This window comes from Rhodococcus sp. BP-349 (assembly GCF_019835845.1).
In the GTDB taxonomy this organism is placed as follows: domain Bacteria; phylum Actinomycetota; class Actinomycetes; order Mycobacteriales; family Mycobacteriaceae; genus Rhodococcoides.
Genome location: NZ_JABUDR010000001.1, coordinates 22,261 through 40,453, shown reverse-complemented (window position 1 = coordinate 40,453; position 18,193 = coordinate 22,261). Strand labels below are relative to the sequence as shown.

7 protein-coding genes are annotated in these 18,193 nt (G+C 69.6%); 4 read left to right on the top strand and 3 right to left on the bottom strand.

From position 1 onward, the window contains the following. The first annotated feature begins 1 nt into the window (after window position 1). The 4 genes from HQ325_RS00120 to HQ325_RS00105 are packed head-to-tail and all read left to right on the top strand — an operon-like array spanning window position 2 to window position 10,252. Window positions 2–1,891: a galactan 5-O-arabinofuranosyltransferase gene (locus HQ325_RS00120; RefSeq protein ID WP_261777600.1), complete on the top strand. Its 1,890-nt coding sequence runs from the start codon at window positions 2–4 to the stop codon at window positions 1,889–1,891. Beyond that, window positions 1,888–3,603, top strand: coding sequence for a 6-pyruvoyl-tetrahydropterin synthase-related protein (locus tag HQ325_RS00115; protein ID WP_222626218.1), 1,716 nt, complete (start codon window positions 1,888–1,890; stop codon window positions 3,601–3,603). Before HQ325_RS00120 ends, HQ325_RS00115 begins: the two co-directional genes overlap by 4 nt. A 47-nt stretch (window positions 3,604–3,650) precedes the next feature. Further along, window positions 3,651–6,890: an arabinosyltransferase domain-containing protein gene (locus HQ325_RS00110; protein WP_222626217.1), complete on the top strand. Its 3,240-nt coding sequence runs from the start codon at window positions 3,651–3,653 to the stop codon at window positions 6,888–6,890. A gap of 50 nt (window positions 6,891–6,940) precedes the next feature. Then, the gene (locus tag HQ325_RS00105) at window positions 6,941–10,252 is read left to right on the top strand and encodes an arabinosyltransferase domain-containing protein (RefSeq protein ID WP_222626216.1); all 3,312 of its coding nucleotides are present in this window, start codon (window positions 6,941–6,943) and stop codon (window positions 10,250–10,252) included. A gap of 10 nt (window positions 10,253–10,262) precedes the next feature. Here the strand turns inward: HQ325_RS00105 and HQ325_RS00100 are convergent, their stop codons facing one another. Genes HQ325_RS00100 through pks13 form a run of 3 tightly spaced genes read right to left on the bottom strand, consistent with a single transcriptional unit; the run spans window position 10,263 to window position 18,187 of the window. Further along, complete coding sequence (locus HQ325_RS00100; protein ID WP_222626215.1) at window positions 10,263–11,522, bottom strand: lipase family protein; 1,260 nt, start codon at window positions 11,520–11,522, stop codon at window positions 10,263–10,265. Window positions 11,523–11,546: 24 nt separating this feature from the next. Continuing rightward, window positions 11,547–13,088, bottom strand: coding sequence for an acyl-CoA carboxylase subunit beta (locus tag HQ325_RS00095; RefSeq protein WP_222626214.1), 1,542 nt, complete (start codon window positions 13,086–13,088; stop codon window positions 11,547–11,549). Further along, window positions 13,085–18,187 (bottom strand): polyketide synthase Pks13, encoded by a 5,103-nt coding sequence (gene pks13, locus HQ325_RS00090; RefSeq protein WP_222626213.1) that lies wholly within the window; start codon window positions 18,185–18,187, stop codon window positions 13,085–13,087. The genes HQ325_RS00095 and pks13 overlap by 4 nt, the downstream gene beginning before the upstream one ends. Window positions 18,188–18,193: the final 6 nt, after the last annotated feature.

Below are 18,193 nucleotides of genomic sequence, written 5' to 3'. Positions count from 1 at the left end.
CATGCCGAACAGAGTCATGCGGACGGCTCTGAGTACCAGCGCAGAGGCCGTCGCCGCGGCAGTCGTCGCGGCCGCGGTGGCGGCGATCGGTCTGTACGCCTTCTCGCTGGTGCAGTGGCCGGCGTTCAACTCGTCCAACGTGACTCGCGCCGTCGCGACGGTCGGCCAGGTGGCTGCTCTCGCCGTCCTGGCCGTGTCGGTGGTGATGACGCGACTGCACCGCTCCCGCCGCATCGCGACCCTGCTGTCGTGGATCGGTCTGTCCGGTTTCGTGACCGTCACGCTCGGTATGCCGTTGGCCGCCACGAAGCTGTACCTGTTCGGCATCTCCGTGGACCAGGAGTTCCGCACCGAGTACCTGACTCGCCTCACCGACTCGCCGGCGCTGGCCGACATGACCTACGCCGACCTCCCGCCGTACTACCCCGCGGGCTGGTTCTGGGTCGGCGGCCGGGTAGCGAACGCCCTCGGCATGGCCGGGTGGGAGGCCTACAAGCCCTACGCCATCGCCTCCCTCGCCGTCGCCGCCGTGGTCTCGCTCGTGCTGTGGCGCAGTCTCGTTCGAGCCGACCTGGCGGTACTGGCCGCGCTCGGCGTGACGGCCCTGATGCTGGCCTACGGTTCACCCGAGGCCTACGGCGCCACGGTCGCGGTCATGATCCCGCCCGTGCTGATCCTGGCGTGGGGTGCACTCCATCGCCCGGGGTCGACGCGCAGCGCAGGATGGGGAGCCGTCATCGGCACCGGCCTGTTCCTCGGTGTCGCCGCGATGGTCTACACCCTCTATCTCGGTATCGCGGCCTTCACCGTCGTACTGATGGCGGTGGTCGCGGCGGTGTTGCGGTATCGGGAGAACCGTTCCCTCGCAGCGCTGATCGACCCGGCGGTTCGCCTCGCCGTCATCGCGGGAATCTCCGGGCTGCTCGCCCTGACCGTCTGGGCGCCGTACCTCGTCGCGTCGCTGACGGGCAGCACCGCGGAGAGCGGGACCGCCCTGCACTACCTGCCCGAGTCCGGCTCCGCACTGCCGTTCCCGATGGCGCAGTTCACGCTCACGGGCGCCCTGTGTCTCGTCGGGACAGTGTGGATCGTGGTGCGGGTCCGCGACTCTCGACGTGCGCAGGCACTGGGGCTCGGTGTCATCGCCGTCTACGGCTGGTGCCTGCTGTCGATGCTGGCCACCGTCGCGGGCACGACCCTGCTCGGCTTCCGCCTCGAGGCGGTGCTGGTCCTGATCCTCGGCGCCGCGGGGGTGTTCGGCTTCCTGGAGGGCGCTCGGGCGCTGTACCTGGTGGCGAGCGAGTCGCCCCGGATCCGGAGCGTGTCCGTCGCTGTCGGGGTGATCGGAGCCGTCGCCTTCGCGCAGGACATCCCGCACGTCCTGCAGAACGAGATCACGGTGGCGTACACGGACACCGACGGCGACGGAGTGCGCGCCGACCAGCGCCCGCCGAGCGCGGTGTCGTACTACGGCGAGGTCGACGCGGCACTCCAGGAGGCGCGGCCCGGTCCGCGATCGGACACGGTGCTGCTCACCTCCGACACGACCTTCCTCGCGTACCAGCCGTATTTCGGGTTCCAGGGTCTGACGTCGCACTACGCGAACCCGCTCGCCGAGTTCGCCGCCCGCGCCGACGCCATCGAGTCGTGGAGCGATCTGCGGAGCAGCGACGAGCTGATCGCCGCCCTCGATGCCCTGCCGTGGCGCGCCCCCGACGCGTTCCTCTTCCGCCGCGGCGCCGACGGTTACACGCTGCGTCTCGCGGAGGACGTGTACCCCAACGATCCGAACGTGCGCCGCTACACCGTCTCCTACCCCGAGTCGCTGTTCGACGACCCTCGGTTCGAGATCCGCGAGATCGGTCCGTTCGTCCTCGTCGTGCGCACGTGACCACCCGCCGGGCGGACCTGCTCGCAGGCGCGGTGTACACGCTGCTGTCCGTGCTGGTGCTCCACAACCAGTGGCAGCACCTGCAGTCGCAGTACCTCCGTTTCAGCGGCCAGGACCAGACCATGTGGGAGTGGTTCTTCGCCGTGACCGCCCGTTCGGTCACCCATCTCGACAACCCGTTCTTCTCCGACCTGCAGAACGCGCCCGACGGCGTGAACATGATGGCCAACACCGCGATGCTTGGCCTGTCGGTGCCCCTGACACCGATCACCCTGGCCTTCGGACCTGCCGCCACGTTCACCCTCGCCCTCACCCTCGGGCTCGCGACCACGGCCTACGGGTGGTACTTCCTGTTCTCCCGCACCGTGATCCGCTCGCGCGCGGCCGCCGGGCTCGGTGGGCTGATCTGCGGATTCGCGCCGGGCATGATCTCGCACGCCAACGCCCACCCCAACTTCGTGGTGCTGGGGGTCCTGCCGTTCATCCTGTACCTGCTCGTCCGCCTCGCCGACGCGGAGAACACCCGCCGTCGCCGTCACGCCGTGGTCCTGGGTCTCCTGGTGGCGTGGCAGGTGATGCTCGGCGAGGAGCCGCTCCTCGTCTTCGCCGTCGCGGTGGCCCTGATCACGCTGCTGTACTGCGTGTTCCGGCCACGTGCAATCGTCCCGATGGTCCGGCACGCCGCCCTTCCCGTGCTGGGCGCAGCACTGCTGACCGCGATCCTCGTCGCGGTTCCGCTGTGGTGGCAGTTCCGCGGGCCGCAGCACTACAGCTATCTCGACCACAATCTGCCCGGGAACGATCTGGTCTCACTCGTCCGGTTCCCGCCCCAGTCGCTGTGGGGCGCAGTGTTCCCGATGGACGACGTCGCCCTGAACCCCACCGAGCAGAACGCGTACTTCGGCATCCCGCTCCTGATCCTCGTCGTGGCCTCCGCCGTGGTGCTGCGTCGCCGTCCGATCGCCGTGGCCGCCTTCGCGTCGATCCTGATCCTCGGTGTCGCCTCGCTGGGCGTCGCACTCGTGGTGAACGGGACGGAGACCGGCATCGCCCTGCCCGGCGAGTACCTCGATCGGATCCCGCTCCTGCAGTCCGTCCTCGAGACCCGGTTCGTGCTGGCCGCGGTCCCGGCGATGGCCTTGCTCGTCGCGATGGTCACCGATCGCGTCCTGACCGCGCCCGCGTCGCGCCGCGTCGCCGTGGTGTGGACGGGCGCCCTCGCCGTCGCACTCGTCCCCCTCGCGCCGACACCGCTGCCGACGGCCGACCGGGGCGCGACGCCGTCGTTCCTGGCGGACGGCACGTGGCGCGACTACGTCGACACCGACGCCCCGGGCTCGATCGTCACCGTGCCGGTGCCGAACCCCGGAACGGCCGCGGCGCTGCGCTGGCAGGTGGACACCGGGCTCGAGTACCGCATCGCCGGTGGCTACTTCGTCGGACCGAGCGGACAACCGGACGGGGAGGCCAAGTACGGCGCGATCGATCGACCCACCGCGAAGCTCCTCGGCACCGCGGGACGCACCGGCATCGTGCCGACATTGTCCGACGATCAGCGGCGCACGGCACGCGACGACCTGGCTTTCTGGGAGGCCGACGTGGTGATGCTGCCCCCGACCGAGAACCAGGACGTCCTGCGCGACACCGTCGACGATCTGCTGGGTCTCACCGCCACCGAGTTCGACGGCACCTACGTCTGGGACGTTCGCTGACGATTGCGGATTCTGGCGGGGCGGGTCTCGTCGCCTAGCATCGTGACGTGCCGACAACCGCCGAGACGCCCACCGAACCACCGGCCCCGGCGTCGACACCGAGTCGCTCCGCCTTCGCGAGGGCGAAGATCGTCGCGATCGTCACGGGTCTGCTCGGCACGTTGCTGGCTATCCTCACCCCGCTCCTGCCCGTCGAGCAGGACGCCGCGTCGGTCACCTGGCCGCAGAACGGCTCGTTCACCAGTGTCGAGACGCCGCTCGTCTCGTACAACCCGCTCTCGCTGTCGGCCACGATTCCGTGTTCCGTTCTCGCCGACGCGGCACCGGGGACCCTCGTGCTCTCCACCGTCGCGCCGCAGTCCTCCGACGCCCGACGGGTGGGCCTCGTGGTCACGCGAACCGACGCCGGCGATGTCACCGTCGTGCTGCGCGATCAACTGCTGCTCTCCGTACCCGCGGACACCGTGTCCGGCTGCGACGCGCTCACCCTCTCCTCGACCACCGACAGCACCACCGCGGCCGTCGGCGATCTCACGGGCACGGCCCCGGGCGACGTGCGTCCCCAGACCGTCGGTGTGTTCAGCGATCTGACCGGATCCGCGCCCACCGACATGTCGGTCCGCGTCGACGTGGACTCCCGGTTCTCCTCCTCACCGTCGACGCTGAAACTGCTCGCGATCGTGCTCGGGTCGCTCCTGGTCGTCGCGTCGCTGGTCGCGCTGCACACGCTCGACGGCGCCGACGGACGGCGCGCGCGGCGGTTCCTCCCCCGGCACTGGCTCCGGGTGACCGGCGTCGACGCCGTGGTCGTCGGGACACTGCTGCTGTGGCACGTCATCGGCGCCAACACCTCCGACGACGGCTACCTGCTGAGCATGGCCCGGGTGTCCGAGCACTCGGGATACATGGCCAACTACTACCGCTGGTTCGGTGTGCCCGAGGCACCGTTCGGTATGCCGTACTACGACATGTTGGCCGCGCTGGCCAAGGTGTCGACCGCCAGCCCGTGGATGCGCCTGCCCGCGTTGATCGCAGCCGTCCTGTGCTGGCTCCTCATCAGTCGCGAGGTCATCCCGCGCCTCGGTCGCGCAGTACGCACGCGCCCGATCGCCGTCTGGACGGCCGGCCTCGTCTTCCTGGCGTTCTGGCTCCCCTACGACAACGGTCTCCGTCCCGAGCCGATCATCGCGCTCGGCGCACTCCTCACCTGGTGCTCCATCGAACGTGCGATCTCCACCGGGCGGCTCCTGCCGGCAGCAGTCGCCGTGGTGATCGCCGCGTTCTCCCTCGCCGCCGGACCCACCGGCCTCATCGCGATCGCCGCTCTACTGGCCGGTGCGCGCCCCGTCATCCAGATCATCGTCCGTCGGCGCCGGGCCGTCGGCCTGCCCGCGCTGCTGGCCCCGATCCTGGCGGCGGGCACCGTGGTGCTGTTCGCCGTGTTCGCCGACCAGACCGTCGCCTCGGTGCTCGAAGCCACCCGTGTCCGTTCCGCCGTAGGACCCAACGTGCAGTGGTTCGACGAGCGGTACCGCTGGGACGCGCTGCTCAACATCTCGCCCGACGGTTCGCTCGCACGTCGCTTCGCCGTCTTCGCGATGCTGCTGTGCCTGGTGACCTGCCTCGTGGTGATGCTGCGTCGCGGGGGGCGCATCCCGGGCACGTCGTTGGGTCCGTCCCGTCGCATCCTCGGCATCGTCGCCACCGCCCTGGCCCTCATGATGTTCACGCCGACCAAGTGGACGCACCACTTCGGCGTCTACGCGGGGCTGGCCGGATCTCTCGCCGCGCTGGGGGCGATCGCCGTGATGTCGGCGACGCGTCGCTCGCCGCGCAACCGGACCCTGTTCACGGCTGCCGTCCTGTTCCTCACCGCGTTGGCGTTCACGGGGTCCAACGGGTGGTGGTACGTCTCGAGCTACGGCGTGCCGTGGTTCGACAAGCCGCCGTCCATCGCCGGCAAGGGCTTCGCGACCCTGCTCCTCGGACTCACCGTGCTCACGCTCGCGTACGCCGCGTGGCAGCACTTCCGTGCCCCGTACCTGTCCACCCGGCCGGCTCGAACGCGGCGCTTCAGCGGTGCGTCGCTGACCGTCGTCGCCGGACTGGTCGTGTTGTTCGAGGTGCTGTCGCTGCTCAAGGGTGCGGTGTCGCAGTATCCCGCATACTCGGTGGCCCGGTCCAACGTGAACTCCGTCCTCGGGCAGACGTGCGGACTCGCGCGCGACGTCCTGGTCGAGACCGACCCGAACGCGTCGATGCTGCAGCCTCTGGACCCGGAGGAGGGAACCGATCCGCTCGCAGGAACCGACAGTGTCGGCTTCACCCCGAACGGCGTCGCCGGTGACCTGAGCGCGGATCGCGAGACCTCCGGCACGACGGGTGGAGCCAACTCCGTGGATCCGGCCGACACCGATCAACAGGCCACCGCCAACAGTGCGGGCACCGGGGGCGGCACCACTGCCGACACCGGGGTCAACGGGTCGCGGATCGCGCTTCCGTTCGGCCTGGACCCTGCGACCACTCCGGTACTCGGCAGCTTCGGGTCCGGTGACGCCGCACCGGCGAGCCTCACCTCCGGGTGGTACGCACTGCCCGAGGCCGATCAGCGCGATTTCCTGTCCGTCACCGCCGCCGGCCGCATCCGCTCGGTGGACGCAGACGGCATCGTCACGCCGGGGCAGAATCTCGAGGTCGAGTACGCCACGGTCGGAGCCGACGGCGCCGAGGAGGTCCTCGGACGCGTCGCTCCCATCGACATCGGCCCGCAGCCGTCGTGGCGCAACCTGCGCATCCCGCTCGACCAGGTCCCCCCGACGGCGAACGCGGTGCGGCTCGTCGCGTCCGACGAGGACCTGGCCGGCGACCAGTGGCTCGCCGTCACGCCGCCGCGCGCACCACGCACCACGGTCCTGAACGACGTCGTCGGGTCCACGGATCCGGTACTGCTGGACTGGTCCGTCGGGCTCGCGTTCCCGTGCCAGCGTCCGTTCGACCACCGCTACGGTGTGGCCGAGCTACCGGAGTGGCGCATCCTGCCGGATCGCACCGGCGCCGAATCGACCAACGCGTGGCAGGACTCCGTCGGCGGTGGTCCCCTCGGGTGGACCGGACTGGTCCTGCGCGCCGAGACGGTGCCGACCTACCTGGCCGACGACCTCCGTCGAGACTGGGGATCACTCGAGCGTTACGTGCCCCTCGACCCGGACGCGGTGGCCGTCGAACCCGACGTGACCACGTCCTCGCGTTCGGGTATCTGGTCCCCGGGACACATCAAGTACCAGTAAGTAACCAGCGAGTGCAGCAACCGGATCACGGTCGCATAACATCGGGAGCCGTGCCCGACGCCCTCACCTCTTCGCCGACCGCGCCGACACCTGCCGGCCCGGATCGCTCGGTGGACGTCCGACAGCAGTACCGCACCACCCGCCTCGTGGCGATGGTGGCGGGGGTTCTCGGTGTTCTCTTCGCGATTCTGACCCCGTTCCTCCCGGTCACCCAGGACGACGCCGTCGTCCAGTGGCCGCAGAACGGCACCGTCGACAGCGTCGACGCGCCCCTGATGTCCCAGGTGCCGGTCTCGGTCTCGGTCTCGATCCCCTGCAGCGCCGTCGCGAACGTTCCGGCCGCGGGCGGCATCCTCCTCTCCACGGCGCCGCCGCAGGGCGAGGGCGCCGCGCTGAACGCGATGTTCGTCCGCGTCGGCGAGAACACCGTCGACGTCCTCGATCGCAATGTGGTGATCGCGTCCGCCCCGCGTTCCGAGATGCAGTCGGCGGCGTGCCGGGCGATCACCTTCACGTCCACCATCGACGCCACGTCCGCGTCGTTCGACGGACTGGTGGACGCGCAGGGCAACCCCCGCGCCGGCGAACTGGGCGGTGACCTCCGGCCCCAGGTGGTCGGTGTCTACTCCGACCTCGCCGGCAGCGCCGCGCAGTACCCGGGCCTCGACGTGTCGATCGCCGTCGACTCCCGCTTCTCCTCGTCGCCCACCGTGCTGAAGCTGCTCGCCATGGCCGCCGCCATCGCCTGCACGGCCCTCGCGCTGAGCGCGCTGGCCCGGCTCGACGGTGTCGACGGCCGCACCCACCGTCGCTTCTTCCCCGCCCACTGGTGGAAGGTCACCGGGATCGACGCGGTGGTGGTCGGCGCTCTCGCCGGCTGGCACTTCTTCGGCGCCAACACTGCCGACGACGGTTACCTGCTCACCATGGCCCGCGTCTCCGAGAACGCCGGGTACATGGCCAACTACTTCCGCTGGTTCGGCGTCCCCGAGGCGCCCTTCGGCTGGTACTACGACGTCCTGGCCGCGTTCGCCAAGATCTCGACCGCGAGCCCCTGGATGCGCCTGCCCGCGCTGATCGCCGGCATCCTGTGCTGGCTCGTCATCAGCCGCGAGGTGGTCCCCCGCCTCGGGCGTGCGGTGCGCGTCAACTCGGTCGCCGTCTGGACCGGCGGACTGGTCTTCCTCGCATTCTGGTTGCCGTACAACAACGGGCTGCGCCCCGAACCCATCGTGGCCCTCGGTGCCCTGCTCACCTGGTGCTCGGTCGAACGAGCCATCGCGACCGGGCGGCTGCTCCCTGCCGCCATGGCCGCGCTGATCGGCGCCTTCACGCTCGCCGCCGCACCGACCGGCCTCATGTGTGTCGCCGCGATCCTGACGGGCATCCGGCCGCTGGTGCGCATCGTCGTCAAACGACACCGCATGGTCGGGACGCTGCCGCTGCTGGCACCGATCGCCAGTGCCGGCGTACTGGTCCTCATCGTCGTCTACGGGGACCAGACCTTCGCGGCGGTCCAGGAGTCGACGCGCGTGCGTACGCTCATCGGCCCGAACCTGCCCTGGTACAACGACTTCCTGCGGTACTACTACCTGTTCGTCCAGACGGTCGACGGATCGGTCGCGCGCCGCTTCGCCTTCCTGACCATGCTGCTGTGCCTGTTCACCACGGTGTTCGTCCTGCTGCGGCGGGGGCGCATCCCGGGTGTCCCGTCCGGTCCGGCCTGGCGTCTCATCGGCGTCGTCTTCGGCACCATCTTCTTCATGATGTTCAACCCGACGAAGTGGACCCACCACTTCGGGGTCTACGCCGGCATCGCGGGGTCGCTCGCGGCCCTGACCGCCGTCGCCGTCTCGGCCAGCGCACTACGGTCGCGTCGCAACCGCACGGTCTTCGTCGTCGGTCTCGCCTTCGTTCTCGCGCTGTCCTTCTCGGGCATCAACGGGTACTGGTACGTCTCGAGTTACGGCGTGCCGTGGTTCGACAAGGTGGTCTCGGTCAAGGGGATCCAGTCCAACACCGTCCTGCTGATCCTGTTCTTCGCTGCCGTCGGCCTTGCTGCGTGGCACTACCTGCGAGAGGGATTCGCTGCGCCGCAACCGAAACCGGGGACCGAACGCGGTCGGCGCATCCGCAAGTTCGCGGCTGCACCGCTCACGGTCGTCGCCGGGTTGCTCGTCCTGTTCGAGATCCTCTCGCTCCTCAAGGGTGCCGTCTCGCAGTACCCCGCCTACTCGCTCGGCCGCTCCAACGTGCAGGCGTTGGCCGGCAACGGCTGCGGACTGGCCGGGGACGTCCTCGTGGAGTCCGACCCGAACGCCGGTGTGCTGTCAGCGCTCTCGGGACCCGTCGACCCCGCCACGGGACCGCTCGGCGGTGCCGAGCCCGTCGGCTTCACGCCCAACGGAATCCCCACCGACCTCAGTGCCGACGCCGTGGAGGTCAAGCCCGGCCAGGGCAACACCGACCAGCAGTCCGTGGGGGCGTCCTTCGAGGAGGGCCAGTCCTCCGGTACCGGGGGTGGTGTCGGTGCCGCCGGCGTCAACGGTTCGACCGCGCGCCTGCCGTTCGGCCTCGACCCTGCCACGACCCCCGTCCTCGGCTCCTACCAGAACGGAGTACAGACACCGGCCTACGCGACCTCGAGCTGGTACGGCCTCCCCGCACGCAGTGACGACGCGCCCCTGGTGGTCGTCAGCGCTGCCGGCCGCATCTGGTCCGAGAACCAGGAGACCGGGGAGAACACCTACGGTCAGTCGCTGCGCGTCGAGTACGGCGTGCAGCAGCCCGACGGCTCGGTGCAGGTCCAGGGCGACTACCTTCCCAAGGACATCGGCCCGGCTCCGTCGTGGCGCAACCTGCGCATCCCGCTCGACGAACTCTCCCCCGACGCCGACGCGGTGCGCGTGGTCGCCAACGACCCCAACCTCACCGGAGACCAGTGGCTGGCCTTCACACCGCCCCGCGTCCCCGTGGTCGTCCCGCTGCAGGAGGAGATCGGCACGACGCAGCCCGTCCTGCTGGACTGGGCGGTCGGACTGCAGTTCCCGTGCCAGCGTCCGTTCGACCACCTCGACGGCGTCGCCGAGGTGCCGAACTTCCGCATCCTGCCCGATCGCGGGTTGGCGGTCTCGTCCACCGACACGTGGCAGGCCGCGGAGAACGGGGGCCCGCTGGGCTTCACCGAGATGCTGGCGACGCCCACCACGATCCCGACCTACCTGAATCACGACTGGGGACGTGACTGGGGATCGCTCGAGCGCTACGACAGGTTCGATCCCAGCGCGTCGGCGGCCACCGTCGAGGTCACCGAGCAGACCCGGAGCGGGCTGTGGTCGCCGGGGACGTTGCGGGTCTACTAGACGACGTTCGTCACCCGGTGGGATCCGCCGGCGCGATCGGCAACGGGTGTGAGCACGAGTTCGGCGCGGGCACGCCGTCGAAGCGGTCCTGCAACCAGTCGACCGCCAGTGAGCCGCCCACCTTCGCGGTGTCCTGGTGTGCCACCTGGCCGATCCAGGACACGTCGAACTCGGGAGACGGTGCGGCGCACGCTGTCCGGGCGAGCAGCGCTGTCGTGTTCGGTAGCACGACGGTGTCGGCCAGGCTCTGGACCACGAACACGGGTACGTCGACGCGCGAGAGGTCGATGGTCTGATCCGCCGCTGCGGCAGCCCAGTCCGGGTTCTGCATCGGGTCGGACTCGAAGAACTGCTGCCCCTCGGCGCGTTCGAGCAACAGCTCGGGAAGTTCGTCCGTGATGCACCCGTCCGCCAGCGACCGGTAGCGCGACATCGCCGCCTCGCCGAGCACCCCCTCTAGTGGCAGATCCGGGTAGACGACCGGCCACGAGACCGCGACGCTCGGCCCGATCCCCCACGCCACGAACGAGTTCCACTGCTCCGCGAACAGCGGGCCCAGCACCGCCGCGGGCGCTGCCGCCGCCGCACCCACCGACCTGAGCTCGGGAGCGTAGTCGGCGAACATCGCCGTGCCGATCGACGCGTGACCGCCCTGCGAGTGCCCGAAAGTGGCGTACACCGAACTTGCCTGCGCCGGAGGGTGATCGCGCGCCGCCCGCACCGAGTCGAGCACGTCCTGCGCCTCGCTGCGGGCGATCAGATAGTAGGTGTCACCGGCGGTGCCGAGACCGGTGTAGTCGGTCGCAGCGACGACCCATCCACGGGCCATCACCGACGGCAACCAGTTCGTGAAGTCCAGGCTGTCCATCGTCGGTCGGTACCGCCGCGACGGCGTGCACTCGTCTCCGAAGCCGAGCGTGCCGTGGGACCACGCCAGAACCGGGCGTCCGCCGGGCGGCGCCGGCGCCGTCGGCACGATGAGCATCCCGGACGAGACAGCGGGCGACCCGTCGGGACGCTGGGTGCCGTAGAGCATCCGGTAGGCCGTGCCGCCCGGGACGTCCAGGTCCTCGATCGGTTCGATGCGGATCAGCTCGCCCGGAGCGGCGGGCGTGTCCGGCGACTCGTAGAACGACGCGATCGACTGCTGGAATCGAGCATCGTCGCGCGACGTCGTGGACGACCGCGTGACCACCACCACCGCCACTGCGGCCACCGCCAGCACCACGACCGCTCCGACGCAGGCCAGGACGACCACGGTCCGTCTCATGGCAGCACGATAGCCCTGGCGGAACTAGACGGGGAAGAGATACTGCTTTCTCGGTCGCGGCTCCCTGACCTTGTCGCGCAGCAGGTGCAGAGCCTTGCGGATCTCGAGACGCGTGCTCGACGGCTCGATGACGGCATCGACGTACCCGCGCTCGGCAGCGATCCACGGCGTCGCGACGTGCTCGTTGTAGAAGTCGATGAAGCCCTGACGGATCGCGGGAGCGTTGTCCCCCGCCTCGGCGAGCTGCCTGCGCGCCATGATCGACACCGCTCCCTCCGCTCCCATCACCGCGATGCGCGCGGTGGGCCAGGCGAAGTTGATGTCGGCGCCGAGCTGCTTCGATCCCATCACCGCGTATCCGCCGCCGTACGACTTGCGGATCACGACGGTGAGTTTGGGAACCGACGCACTCACGTACGAGAAGATGAATCGGCCCCCGCGCTTGATGACCCCGATCTTCTCCTGCTCGAGACCCGGCATGAATCCCGGTGTGTCCGTGACCAACACCAGAGGGATCTCGAAGGCGTTGCAGATGTTGATGAAGTGCGACGCCTTGTCACTGCTCGCCGCGTCCAGGGCACCGCTGAGGTGCATCGGCTGGTTCGCCACCACACCCACCGGGCGGCCGTCGACTCGGGCGAAACCGACGATGATGTTGAGCGCGGTCTGCCCGGTGAGCTCGTGGAAGTCACCGTCGTCGAAGATGCGCAGCAGGACCTCGTGCATGTCGTACCCGGCGTTGTCCGAGTCCGGCATGAAGGAGTCCAGCGCACGGTCGTCGTCCGTGATGGTCGGCTCGAGACCCGGGTTGATGATCGGGGGCTTCTCGTGGCAGTTGGACGGCAGGTAGGAGAGATACTTGCGTACCCACTCGAATGCGGCCTTCTCGTCCTGCGCGACGTGGTGCACGTTGCCGTACTCGGCCTGCTTCCGGGCACTGCCCAGATCGTGCAGGCTGACGTCCTCACCCGTGACGGACTTGATGACGTCCGGTCCGGTGACGAACATGTAGGCCTCTTCGGTGGCCACGATGATGTCGGTGTTGATCGGCGCGTACACGGCTCCACCGGCGCACTTGCCGAGCACCACCGAGATCTGCGGGCACATGCCCGAGAGCGGTTCCTGCCGGCGCCCCAGCTCCGCGTACCAGGCCAGTGACGTCACGGCGTCCTGCACGCGCGCACCACCCGAGTCGTTGATACCCACACACGGGCAGCCCACGTCGGCCGCGAACTCCATGATGAGAGCGACCTTGCGGCCGAACATCTCCCCGACGGTGCCGCCGAACACGGTCTGATCGTGCGAGAACACGGCGATCGGCCGCCCGTCGACGGTGCCGTGGCCGGTGACCACACCGTCGCCGTACAGCGAGTCCGGGCTCCCGGGCGCACGCACGAGGGCGCCGATCTCGACGAAGGAGCCGGGATCGAGCAACATGTCGATGCGCTCACGCGCGCTCGGGATGCCCTTCTTCGCGCGCTTGGCGATGGCGACGTCCCCCGCGGGTTCGCGCGCCAACTCCAGCTTCTCGCGGAGTTCGGCCAGCTTGGCGGCAGTGGTGGTCACGTGTGGGACTCGCTTCCCTTCGGCGTGGTCGACGCCGAAATGTCTCGCATCTTGCCCGTCAGATCCGCAGCGATCGCCCGGATGTACGGCTCATCGATCACCGCGAGGTGGTCACCGCCGATGTGCACGATGTCCAGATTCGGTGCGAACGGCGCCCAGCCACCGTGCGGCTCGCGCTTGCCCAGCCGAGGCTCGAGTGCGATGGCGTCGTCGTGGTACTTGTCCGCCATGTACAGCGTCACGTCGCCGTCGTAGCGCGAGGGCTGCGCCGTCTGGATCGCGCGGTTGTCCAACCAGGACGTCCGCTGGTGCTCGATGATGCCGCTGGGGATCTTGGCACTGCTCATCTTGACCATGTCCATGATGATCTTGATCTGGCCGTCGTCGTCGGCCTGCGCGAGCTTCTCGTACGGCAACGGGTAGTCGACGTTGTACAGCTTCTTGCCCACCTGCGCGTAGCGCTTCCAGCGGAGCTCGATCTCCTCCGCCGTGTCCGGGATCGGCTCGTACGGCATGACCGTGTCGATGAGCCCGACGTAGCGCACGTCGGCGCCCTGCTCCCGGAGCATGGTCGCGACCGCGTAGGAGAGCACACCGCCGAGGGACCAGCCCATCAGCACGTACGGCCCGTCACCCTGGATCTCACGGAGCAGGGGCAGGTACTCGCGGGCGCGATCCTCGATCGGTCCCTCCGTGCGTTCGAAGCCGTACATCGGCGTGTCCGCCGGGAGTCGCTTGAGCAGGGGCTCGTACACGACGCACGAGCTTCCCGCGGGATGGAAGACGAACACGGGTACCGCGGTGGAGCCCTCCGGTCGAGCGCGCAGCGTACGCACCAGCCCGGTGACGTCGCCCGACTCGAGGAACGGCCGCACCACGTCGGCGAGCTGCTCGATCGTCTCCGAGTCCAGGATGTCGTCGAAGGTGATCTCACCCTTCGACCGCTCGCTCAGACGCTCGGCCAGCTTCTCGGCCGTCGGATCGTCCAGCACCGGAAGAGGAGTGAAGATGCCCTTCGCGGACTGGCCCGTGACGACAGCCCACGTGGCGAAGGTGAGGCGCTCGGCAGCGTCACGCGGCGCGACGTCCGTTCCGGTCGCCTCGGCGAACGACTGCGCGTCGCCCACGTCGGTGACCGCGTCGACCACCGGCGCCTCGAACGCCGCCGCCGTGGTCGGACCGGCCTGGCCGCTGTCCGACGATCCTGCCGACTCCACGGTCGCCGTCTCGGGCTCGGCCACGACAGGGTCGGTCTGTGCCGCAGGCGGTTCCTGCTCCACCACCGTGTCCGCTGCCTGCTCGGCGGCCTGGTCGGCGGCCTGCTCGGCCGTGCGCTCGCGCTCCTGCTGCTCGGCGAGCGCCGCGACCTCCTCGCGGTTGTCCAATGCGTAGCGGAGGTACTTCTCCACCTCACGCAGGCTGGCGTCGCGGACGGCCTGCAGCTGCACCTGCGGGATGTCGAACTCGAACTCCACCCGGTTCTTGATGCGCACGGCCATCAGCGAGTCGAGACCCAGCTCGATCAGCGGGATCTCGGCCGGCAGATCCTCCGGCGCGTAGCCCATCGACTCCGCGACGATGATCGCGAGACGATCCTCCATCGTCTGGGACCCGTTCGGGATCCAGCGATCGCCGAAGTCGTCGACGACCTCCGGCTCCTCCTCGACGAACGGGGTCGCGGTCGTGAATTCGTCTGCGGGAGCAAGGGATCCGACACTGCCCGCGGCGGTGACCACGGCGTCGGCGACCGGTACGAAGACGGTGCCGTCCTTCCAGTGCACCTGGAGGGATGCGCCGCCCGGATGCGGAGTGAGGGTGGTGGTGAGGGATCCGGTGGGGGGCAGCGGGCGCTGTGTGACCACGGCGCCGACCGTCACGTCGCCGAGCACCTCTCCCGCCAGTGTCGACACGAGATCGCCGATGGCGGACACACCGGCCACCGGCGTCTCCCACACGACTCGGCCGTCGGGCAGCGAGACCCGTGCACCGCCGGCCCTACCGCTGCCGAGGTGCACCGCGGCATCGATCCAGTGGTGCTTGCGAACGAAGGAGGTGCGCGGCAGAGCCGCGTACTCACCGGGGCCGAACAGCTCGGACAACGTCACGGCGTGGCCGTGCACGTAGAGATCCGCGAGCGCGGCGAGGAACGTCGCGGGCTCGCTCTCCTTGCGCTTGAGTGTCGCGATCAGCGTGGCGTCCGGGACACCCGTCGCCCAGGCCGTGGCGGCGACGGACATGAGCGCCACCGGATTCGGCGACAACTCGACGAAGGTGGTGTAGCCGGCGTCCACGGCAAGCTTGACCGCCTGCGTGAACCACACCGGGCGGCGCATGCCCTTGGTCCAGTACTCGACACCGTGGATCGGCTCGTGACCTGCGCGGTAGAACGCTTCCCTGTCCACCGAGGAGAACAGCGACACCGTGAGTGGTGCGGGCTCGATGCCCATGAGTTCGGCCGCGAGCTCGCCCAACAACGGATCGACCGCCGACGTGTGTCCGGCGCCCTTCACGTCGAGGACGCGGCCCATCTTGCCGAGCGACTCCGCGTACTCGACGAGCTGCCGGACCGGCTCGACCGGTCCGCCTACCGTCGTGTGCGTCGGCGCGGCGTACACGCTGGGCTCCACACCGGGGAAGCGATCGGTGAGGTCGGCGACCTCCTGAGCAGAGAACTCCACCAGCGCCATCGCGCCGACCTCGGCCTCGCCGAGGCCCTCCTGGCCCTCGCCGAGCAGCCGCGAGCGCGCCACGATGATGCGCACCGCGTCCTCCAGGTTCAGACCACCGGCGGCGTACGCCGCGGCGACCTCACCCATCGAGTGGCCCAGTACCGCGGTCGGCGCAGCACCGTACGCACGCAGGGTCTCGACGAGCGCGACCTGGATCGCGAAGATGCCGACCTGCGAGTTCTCGAAGTCGTAGTTGAGCGAATCGTCCGAGACGATCGCTCTCACGGAGTAGCCGGACTCGTCCTCGATGAGGGCGTCGACGCGATCGAGCGCCGCGGCGAACACCGGCTCGGACGCAGCGAACTCCTTCGCCATCTTGCGGTGCTGGGCACCGAAGCCGGAGAACACCCACACCGGGCCGTTGCTCGCCGGCGCGTCGGCGGAGAAGACGCCGGGCCCCGGCTTGTTGTTCGCGACGGCGCGCAGACCGGCCACGGCTTCGGCACGCGTCGTGGCGAGCACGACGGCGCGAGAACGTCCGTGGTTGCGACGTGCGAGGGATCGGCCGACGGACTCGAGATCCGTGGTGCTGCCGACCTCGGACTCGAGCCAATCGGCCAGATCCGACGCCGCGCGACGACGACGCGACGGCATGCTCGCCGACACGGCGAGGAGAACGGGCCGCGGTTCCTGCGCCGCCTCGGACTCGACCGGAGACGCCGACACACCCGCGAGTACCCGCTCGATGTCCGCCGGGGTCTCCTCGGGCACACCGACGGGCTCACCCATCAGCGCCTCGGGGTCGACCGCCGTCGAATCGAACTCGGGGGCGTCGGACACGGTCGCGGCAGACGCGGGAACATACTCGCGGACCACGACGTGCGCGTTCGTTCCACCGAAGCCGAAGCCGGAGACACCTGCGATCGCGGTGCCGGAGTACCGGGGCCAGTCCGTCGCGGTGTCGACGACGCGGAGCCTGGCCGCGTCGAAAGGAATGTAGGGGTTCGGCCCGGCGTAGTTGAGGGACGGCGGCACCTTGTTCTCGCGCATCGCGAGGACCACCTTGATGAGTCCGGCGGCGCCCGCAGCACTCTCGAGGTGGCCGAAGTTGGTCTTCGCGGAACCGAGCAGCGCGGGCTTGTCCGCGTCGCGTCCACGACCGACGACGCGGCCCAGCGCATCGGCCTCGATGGGATCACCGAGGATGGTGCCGGTGCCGTGTGCCTCGATGTAATCGACGGTGGTGGGCACGATGCGCGCGTCGCGGTACGCGGTGCGCAGAACGTCGGCCTGAGCGTCCGGGTTCGGCGCGGCCAGTCCGTTCGAGCGACCGTCCTGGTTGACCGCGCTGCCGACGATGACGGCCAGCACGGTGTCCCCGTCGCGCTCGGCGTCCTCGAGGCGCTTGAGCACCACCAGGCCACCGCCCTCCGAGCGGATCATGCCGTCCGCGTCCGACGAGAACGCCTTGATGCGGCCGTCGGGTGCGAGCACGCCGGTCTGTCCGAATCCGAGCGTTGCCGCAGGCGAGAGCAACATGTTCACGCCGCCCGCCAACGCCAGGCTCGACTCTCCGCTGCGAAGGCTGCGCACTGCCTGGTGCACCGCGACCAGGGACGACGAGCACGCGGTGTCCAGTGCGACGGACGGTCCGCGGAAGTCGTAGTAGTAGGACACGCGTCCCGCCACGACGGCGCTCGAGGTGCCGGTCAGGGCGTACGGATGCGGGTCCGGATCACTGACGGCGATCATCTGGTAGTCGTTGGTCGAGGTGCCGATGAAGACGCCGACCTGTGTGCCCTTGAGCTCGTTGGCCGGAATCCGGGCGTCCTCGAGCGCCTCCCACGTGAGCTCCAGCGCGAGCCGCTGCTGCGGGTCGACGTTGGCCGCCTCACGCGGCGACATCGCGAAGAACTCCGCATCGAACGTCTTGACGTCGTCGAGGTAGCCGCCGCGGGTCACCGTCTTCTCGACGGCCTCGGCGATGGCGCGGTCACCCAGGAATTCGGACCACCGACCCTCGGGCAGATCGGTGATGCCGTCGCGCCCGCCGGACAGCATGTCCCACATCTCTTCCGGCGTGTGACCGGCACCGGGGAAGCGCGTGGACACACCGACGACGGCGATGTCGTGGCTGTCCTCGGCGGCTCCGGCGAGGTAGAACGCGTCGTCGGTGGTGCCGCTCTCCGACTCCGGCTCACCCTCGATGATGCGCGTCGCGAGCGAAGCGATGGTCGGGTGCTGGTACGCGACCGTGGCCGTCAACGTGACGCCCACCAGGTCCTCGATATCGCCGCTCAGGGCGACGGCGTCGCGGGACGCGAGACCGAACTCCTCCATCGGGCGGTCGTCCGAGATCTCCGAGACGTCCTTCCCGGTGGCCTCGGCGACCCAGGCGCGGAGCCAGTCCCTCAGCTGAGCGACGGTCATGTCACC